Origin of the sequence: Mesorhizobium sp. M7A.F.Ca.CA.004.12.1.1 (assembly GCF_003997835.1) — a bacterium.
In the GTDB taxonomy this organism is placed as follows: domain Bacteria; phylum Pseudomonadota; class Alphaproteobacteria; order Rhizobiales; family Rhizobiaceae; genus Mesorhizobium.
Map to the genome: position 1 here is coordinate 1 of NZ_RZRK01000355.1, position 6,110 is coordinate 6,110.

The following is a 6,110-nucleotide window of genomic DNA, read 5'->3' on the forward strand; positions in this document are numbered from 1 at the left end:
GAAATAGCCGATTGCGGCACCCAGGATTATGGCGGCAAGTACCTGCACGTAGGTCCGGGCAAAATGGCGCTTGCGGGGCGCTGCGATCGCGCGGGGAACTCTTGGAACCAACACCGTCTCTCTCCTTGACCGGATCGGGGTGGGGCTCCTCCCTCTCCCATGCAGTGCTCCGGTCGAACGCTGCGCCCACTTCGGCGCAAACGATGTGCCAAATAGCAAAGAGGGGAAAACGCGCAGGACCTCACGCAATGCTTGCGATTCGCTCTCCCACACTCGTGCAGTGGTTGCCTGTCGCAACTATGGAAGGCTAAATTCTTGGGAATTCCAAAGGTCGCTCTTTGCGTCGGCGCAGCTTGGCTGCCTGGAAGGTTCCCTCTTTGCCTTGCGGTCTGCGAGCAGGGTCCAGATGGTCATCATTTGGCTGCGCGCCGCACGGGGCTCGAAAGATTCAATCGAGGACGGGTCCTCTTGGAAAACGGGGGCAGCGTTGGTCAAGCCCTTCCACCCTGCTGTCCCAATGGTGTTCAGAAGCTCAGTTCACGATCAAGCGATGGATCAGCGTCATCTGGCGTTTGCGCCATCGCGGCGGCGTTGCAACGGGTCTGCCAAAGATGAGAAGGCCGCGAGGCAGGGTCCGAGACCTAGACTCCAACCTCATAGCGCGCTCGGCTCGCGTTCGGAAGGTTCGAACCGCAGCACGATCAGGTGGCGACACCGTTGGTCGGAACCGGAACCCGACGAATGATCGTTCGTGACCGACATCTGTGAACAAGCAGTATGTGTCATTGCAATCACCACCCGTTGCGCGGAAATGCCCATATGGCCGTGAATGAACTGGATTTGGTGATTTTCCAGATGGCGGTGGAAAGCGTCCGCTTGCTCTCTTCAAGCTTTGATGAGAAGGCGGCTGAGATAGCCACGAGGAGCCGTGGTAGCCTTCTTTTTGACGTGCGGGTGGACGGTGACCTGGAGGTCCAGCGAGTCGCAGCCATTGGATATCCAGGCGACAAGATCGGTGTGGTGGCATTGGACCGAGAGGGCCTTGTTAGCTGTTGTTGCCTTGTCAATGGCACCTTCTCACCTTTCATTGCACCGTTGGAGAACTGGACCAGCATGCCCCTTTCGATGCAGGCCCAGATCGATGTCACAGGCTATGCGAGGCTCCTTCTGGCCGCCTTGCGAAATGCTGGACATATGCTGGACAGGTAGCATCGCGATGATGTCTGTGATGAGATGGTGCAAACGGCTGGATGAGGCGATCGCTTGCTGGCAGCTTTGGCAACAAAGCGATCGGTGAGTTCGCAATGCTGGAACACGTCCTATAGACTCTGCAGTTAAGTTAGCGGACTACGATCTGACGAATGCCCTCTGACAGTCTGCATGGCGCGGCATGCCCTCTTAGGAATGCAGCCGTGGTTCTACACGATCGGCTGTTTTTGTGTCGAAGGCGACGGGCACGCCATGAACGAAGGAAGCGGCCGCCAACAGTTCCTCCAACTCGCGGTCGGTGGCCTTGCATGCCGGCATTAGTGTTCGGATGGCGCGGATCGCCTGCGCCATGGAGAGAAGCGGACCCTTCCCCTGGAAAGGACATAGGCTTCTGCGGCTTTTTCGACGGTGACAGTGTGAAACGAATTGGTCATGACGAATTCCTCCCTGAACCCTGACCAACCCGACTTATGGCACGAATTCGACCGCCTTCAAGCCTATGTCCGATTGCGGACAATCGCTGCGATTCGTTCAAAACCGCTGATGCTTTTGGGCGACCTGGTGAGGGGCAAGGAGACGTCGGCTGAACCCGTTTCAACCGACATGCTTCAGGCAGCGGCCAGGCCGAAATAACGCTGCTCCTCCTTGTCATAAGCGCCATGTGTGAGCTTTATCAATCCGGCACGGTCGATGATCGTGATCTCGCCGCGCTTGGCGTGCACCAGTCCTCGATACTCAAGCATTTGCAGGGCCGTGGTGACCCCGGGCGGTGGGCGCGAGCATGGTCGCCAGAAATTCATGCGTCGGGAGGATCTTATCTCCTTCCGCACGGTCGTGGACCATCAAGCTGCCAGCGGGCCAGCCGTTCTTCGATCTTGGAGTGGCCATTGACCAGTGCCGTCCGGCATGATTGGACGAGGAACGCGTGGGCATAATCCAGCACTGAGGTGCGAAGCGACGGGCTAATCGCAGGGCGAAGGTTTTCAACCGGCAGGCGCCAGGTAGTGCTTTCAGAATGACGGCAATTCCTTTCATCCCGTCATCGCCGACAATGCCGACTTCACCTTGCCGCCCGCCGGTCATGGTGGCGACCACCGACGCGATGCCCCTCTCGGGAAAATATACGTTCTTGATCGGCTGATGCGCGACCTCCAACTGGTCCTTGATGCCCGGTTCGACGTGATGCAGCGATGGTCGCAAAAGCGCGAAGTCCTGCGGGGTGAGGGCTTCAGCACCTGGTCGCGAAAGAGGGATCGGGCAAGGCTCTCTTCCAACGGGGCAAGAGCGCGTACGTCTTACTGTCGGCTGCACCGAAGTAAATGCCGGCCGATGCCAAAGCATAGGCCTCGAAACGCGCGATTGCAAAGCCCTGTCGGGGCAGTGCAGTCATGCTAGAAGTCGCGCCGCCTACGATAGGCAGCGGATGACATGATTCCCTTCTGCGGCGGCCACCAAGAACGGCTCGGGCACGCTTTAATCGTTCATACACAAGCTCGCAGGAATGTAAGCAGCGGAACAATCGGGTGATTCGTACCGCCCTGCCCTTTCAGAGATCAAGTCATTGGACGTCAATTCGGCTGGAACGCCTCGTCGAACGGCCCAGGAAAATGCAGCCGGATGAGCAATGGTGGTTCACCTTATGTGCGGTCCCGGATATGCGGTCCGGCGGCTCATCTCCCAATGGCTTGTCGATGGGGAAGTGGAACTCGTCATGTCGCCGCGAACCGTCACCGCGCTAGCGGGGCTCTTTTGAAGACGCCGGTGTTTTTCTTTGTGGAACTGAATCTGTGAGGTGATTGATGCATGAATCAAACATTTGCGTATTTCCGCTGCATCGGCGACGTATATTGGTCGAAAGTATCGCCCAGGCCCTCGAGACCAAGAACGGCGAGGCGGCGAGTGCGTTCTGGCGCTGTGCTGCCAAGAAAATGCTCATTCAATTGTCCGATGTAGGAATTGCGCCAGAGCTCGCTGCGCAGGAGGTTGGAAGCCTTCTTCATGCGGTCTTGGACGACATGGCCAACCGAACGGTAATGCACAAAGCATAGGCTCGGGCGCTGTTGGACCGCGGTCAGCTCGGGTCCTTATCAGGGGACTGCTCCGACTGGCCGACGGTCCGGCCAAACCGGCATACCGGCAAAGCTTTGAGGTTGCGATCGCTCACGGCGGCCGGTCCAATATTCTAAGACGACTTCAGAAGCCACGTTGGCTTCTTTGGACGAAGCCGAGGGGCGCCATTTTGGCGTGCTCACGCTGGACTGCGGGTTGCGCCTACGGAAATCCAAAGTCCGGCCGCGCGAGCCAATCGACCGGAACAGTCGAAAGCTCGTGGGGGCGGGTCCGCTCACCCTCACGGCGGCGGTGGCGGCCGTGAGCAGACTTAACTCAAGTCACGGCTGAGCATCCGCAGGCGCTATGCCGATTGGATGAGAACTGGTTGCCACAACACCGGCCCGTTGAGGCGTCCCCTCCAGCGGATGCGCAAGAGACTGGCGTAGGAAATATCGAGGAAGCCGGCGACTGCCTCGGTGTTGCCGACCTGCTTGGGCTGTCCGATACGTGACAACGGCCAGGTCGCGAGACGAAGGATCCTTTCGATGCGCGTATCTGTCACCGTTACGATCCCGGAGAGATTGTTGGCCAAGCCGAATTCGATGATCCCCGCGAAGAGCTCGTAGGTTGCTTGGGCCAGGCCGCCAGCTGCCTTCGGCGCTGTCGCAGGGAGATCGAGCGCGAAACGACTACTCTCCCAGATATCGGCACTCGCAGGGACCACCATCTCATCCAGCAGCGTCGGAAACGTATCGCGCAACATTGTCGGTCCGGTGGTCGGCAAAAGGCGGACGCAGCCGCAAGTTCGCCAATCGGACCCCTTAAGAAGCAGGTAGACGGGGTTCAGGCTGTCAAACGGGTCCGTTTCCATTTCGCCTTCGGTCTGCACTTCCCAATCGAGCCGCTTCTTGAAAACCCGATACCTAAGTCCGTGCATTTCCTTGAGTTCGCTCGCAAACTCGGCGTAGCAGTCGGGTGTTATCAGCTGCATCATTGTCGTCTCCGTGCGGGATGTGTCCACGCAATCGAAGGGCAAAGCCGTCATGAATGCAGCCTGTAGACCTTTACAGCTAGACTTGGAGAGGATCAGGATCTCGCCCGAGCAGCCATCCGCACTACGGCCTGGTTGATGGTTCGCACGCCAAGCTTCGCCTTGGCGTTTTCCTGATGGAAGGTCACGGTGCGTTTCGAGACACCGAGAATCTGGCTGATATCCCAGGCCGACTTGCCGCACGCCGCCCATTTCAGGCACTCGAACTCCCGCCGGGTGAGCGTTATGCCATCTACCACGCAATCTTCGGCGAGCCTGCGCCGGGCATGGATATGAACGTTGATCGCAACCAGTTGCATTGCTTTTTCGTAGCGCGTCAGCGACCTCAGAAATGGCGGATGCGCCTCGTTGGAGGCGAAGGTCAGTGCGGCGAACCGGCCGCGATGATCATGCATCGACATGGTCAGTCCGCCGCGAATGCCGAACTCAGCTGCTTTTTCCAGGACTTCCTGCTGAGAGGTCGGCAAATAACGGTGATCGCGGTCCACACCCCAGTCGAAGGTATCCCAGCCCCGCAGTCCCCGCAGGATCACGGGATCCACGCTGTGGTAGCGCTGTTGCAGGTAATGTGATGTCCATGATGATGGATAATTCGAGATCAATCGCGGCCTGTCGCCGGAAGCGGATGGGTAGGTGAAATAAGCGAAGAGCGGAAAGTCGAACCCGGCTGCGGCGGACGCCATTGCCTCATGGAGATCGACGGCATCGACGCTTGCAGAGAGTTGCTCGACCAAGGTTTCAAATACGCGATGCATCTGCGCTTAGCGTACCTCGCGGAGGTTGCTGGAAGCCGACGGAGACGTGGTTCTAAATGATGGCCTGTCCCTGCAGGGCATACGACGCGCCGCCGTCATCACCGCAATTGCTGTGCTGCTTCCGATTGGAGAGAGCTCCGCCCACCTGACCAACTACCGATGGGTGATATTGCGACGTTATCGATGAGCCGCGTGTCGCCAAGCCAAGCCGCAGCAAGCAAGCGTGCCGGTCGGTCAAGGCTTGCTAACGATTGCAGGTCTGTTTCTCCGCGAAGCTCCAGGTATTCGAGCTCGCGATAGCCGGCAGCCAGAATTGCTGCACGCGCTTCATCAAGCGTAGGCAGGATGGGGGAGCCGCGTGCAAGCCGCTCGGCCGTATCGAGCAGGACCGATGCTAGTTTTGGGGCAATGGCGCGTTGGGCTGGGGAGAGCCGCACGTTACGCGACGATAGCGCAAGACCATCGGCTTCGCGGACTGTCGGACAGGGCACAATAGTGATCGGAATGTCGAGATCCCGGACCAAGCGCCTGACAAGCTGAAGTTGCTGAAAATCCTTTTCGCCAAAAAAGGCGAAGTCAGCGCCGGCCTGCAGGAAGAGCTTGGCCACGACCGTCGCCACGCCATTGAAATGGCCGGGCCGGAATGCGCCGCAAAGGCATTCGCTGATGCCGGACACTGAAACGGCCGTGGCGAAGCCCACCTGGTACATTTCCTCTGTGTCCGGCACATAGAGCAGATGCGTGCCCAGCAGAGCGAGCTTGGCAGCATCGTCGCTTTCCGTCCGAGGGTAGGCAATCAGGTCGGCGGGGCTGTTGAACTGCTTGGGGTTTACGAACAGCGTCACGATCACCCGCTCGGCCCTTTCGAGCGCCTTCCGCACGAGGCTCAGATGCCCGTCGTGCAAGGCTCCCATGGTCGGCACAATACCGATCGTGGCACCCGAGCGACGCCATTGCGCAACGACGCCGCGCAGCTCGCTCACGGTTCGAGCGATCGGCACGCTCATGTGAAGTCACCGGCCTTAAAGGCGTTGACATAGAGA

At 58.9% G+C, this 6,110-nt stretch carries 8 protein-coding genes; 2 read left to right on the plus strand and 6 right to left on the minus strand.

Going from position 1 to position 6,110, the window contains the following annotated elements:
• The first annotated feature begins 819 nt into the window (after positions 1-819).
• On the plus strand, positions 820-1,209 hold the full coding sequence (locus EN984_RS19090; RefSeq protein WP_024505560.1) for a hypothetical protein: 390 nt from the start codon (positions 820-822) through the stop codon (positions 1,207-1,209).
• A gap of 189 nt (positions 1,210-1,398) precedes the next feature.
• Here EN984_RS19090 and EN984_RS19095 read toward each other — a convergent pair whose 3' ends face one another.
• The 3 genes from EN984_RS19095 to EN984_RS19100 all read right to left on the minus strand — a co-directional run bounded on the left by EN984_RS19095 (position 1,399) and on the right by EN984_RS19100 (position 2,409).
• Positions 1,399-1,560: a hypothetical protein gene (locus EN984_RS19095; protein ID WP_245456760.1), complete on the minus strand. Its 162-nt coding sequence runs from the start codon at positions 1,558-1,560 to the stop codon at positions 1,399-1,401.
• A gap of 257 nt (positions 1,561-1,817) precedes the next feature.
• Positions 1,818-1,952 (minus strand): hypothetical protein, encoded by a 135-nt coding sequence (locus EN984_RS39375; RefSeq protein WP_256754986.1) that lies wholly within the window; start codon positions 1,950-1,952, stop codon positions 1,818-1,820.
• Positions 1,945-2,409 (minus strand): hypothetical protein, encoded by a 465-nt coding sequence (locus EN984_RS19100; protein WP_236383474.1) that lies wholly within the window; start codon positions 2,407-2,409, stop codon positions 1,945-1,947. The genes EN984_RS39375 and EN984_RS19100 overlap by 8 nt, the downstream gene beginning before the upstream one ends.
• Positions 2,410-3,008: 599 nt before the next feature.
• Here EN984_RS19100 and EN984_RS38860 point away from each other — a divergent pair.
• Positions 3,009-3,257, plus strand: a complete 249-nt coding sequence (locus EN984_RS38860; RefSeq protein ID WP_063169245.1) for a DUF6074 family protein — start codon at positions 3,009-3,011, stop codon at positions 3,255-3,257.
• 365 nt (positions 3,258-3,622) lie between these two features.
• Here the strand turns inward: EN984_RS38860 and EN984_RS19110 are convergent, their stop codons facing one another.
• From EN984_RS19110 to panC, 3 genes are all read right to left on the minus strand, one after another.
• Positions 3,623-4,255 (minus strand): acyl-homoserine-lactone synthase, encoded by a 633-nt coding sequence (locus tag EN984_RS19110; RefSeq protein WP_126057769.1) that lies wholly within the window; start codon positions 4,253-4,255, stop codon positions 3,623-3,625.
• 92 nt (positions 4,256-4,347) lie between these two features.
• The gene (locus tag EN984_RS19115; protein WP_126057768.1) at positions 4,348-5,067 is read right to left on the minus strand and encodes a LuxR family transcriptional regulator; all 720 of its coding nucleotides are present in this window, start codon (positions 5,065-5,067) and stop codon (positions 4,348-4,350) included.
• A gap of 98 nt (positions 5,068-5,165) precedes the next feature.
• Positions 5,166-6,074, minus strand: coding sequence for a pantoate--beta-alanine ligase (gene panC / locus EN984_RS19120; protein ID WP_024505565.1), 909 nt, complete (start codon positions 6,072-6,074; stop codon positions 5,166-5,168).
• Positions 6,075-6,110: the final 36 nt, after the last annotated feature.

What these genes read in the sequence shown, in the direction of transcription:
- EN984_RS19090 (WP_024505560.1), top strand. Translation starts at nt 820, where the DNA reads ATGGCCGTGAATGAACTGGATTTGGTGATTTTCCAGATGGCGGTGGAA.
- EN984_RS19095 (WP_245456760.1), bottom strand. Translation starts at nt 1,560, where the DNA reads ATGGCGCAGGCGATCCGCGCCATCCGAACACTAATGCCGGCATGCAAG.
- EN984_RS39375 (WP_256754986.1), bottom strand. Translation starts at nt 1,952, where the DNA reads ATGCTTGAGTATCGAGGACTGGTGCACGCCAAGCGCGGCGAGATCACG.
- EN984_RS38860 (WP_063169245.1), top strand. Translation starts at nt 3,009, where the DNA reads ATGCATGAATCAAACATTTGCGTATTTCCGCTGCATCGGCGACGTATA.
- EN984_RS19110 (WP_126057769.1), bottom strand. Translation starts at nt 4,255, where the DNA reads ATGATGCAGCTGATAACACCCGACTGCTACGCCGAGTTTGCGAGCGAA.
- EN984_RS19115 (WP_126057768.1), bottom strand. Translation starts at nt 5,067, where the DNA reads ATGCATCGCGTATTTGAAACCTTGGTCGAGCAACTCTCTGCAAGCGTC.
- panC (WP_024505565.1), bottom strand. Translation starts at nt 6,074, where the DNA reads ATGAGCGTGCCGATCGCTCGAACCGTGAGCGAGCTGCGCGGCGTCGTT.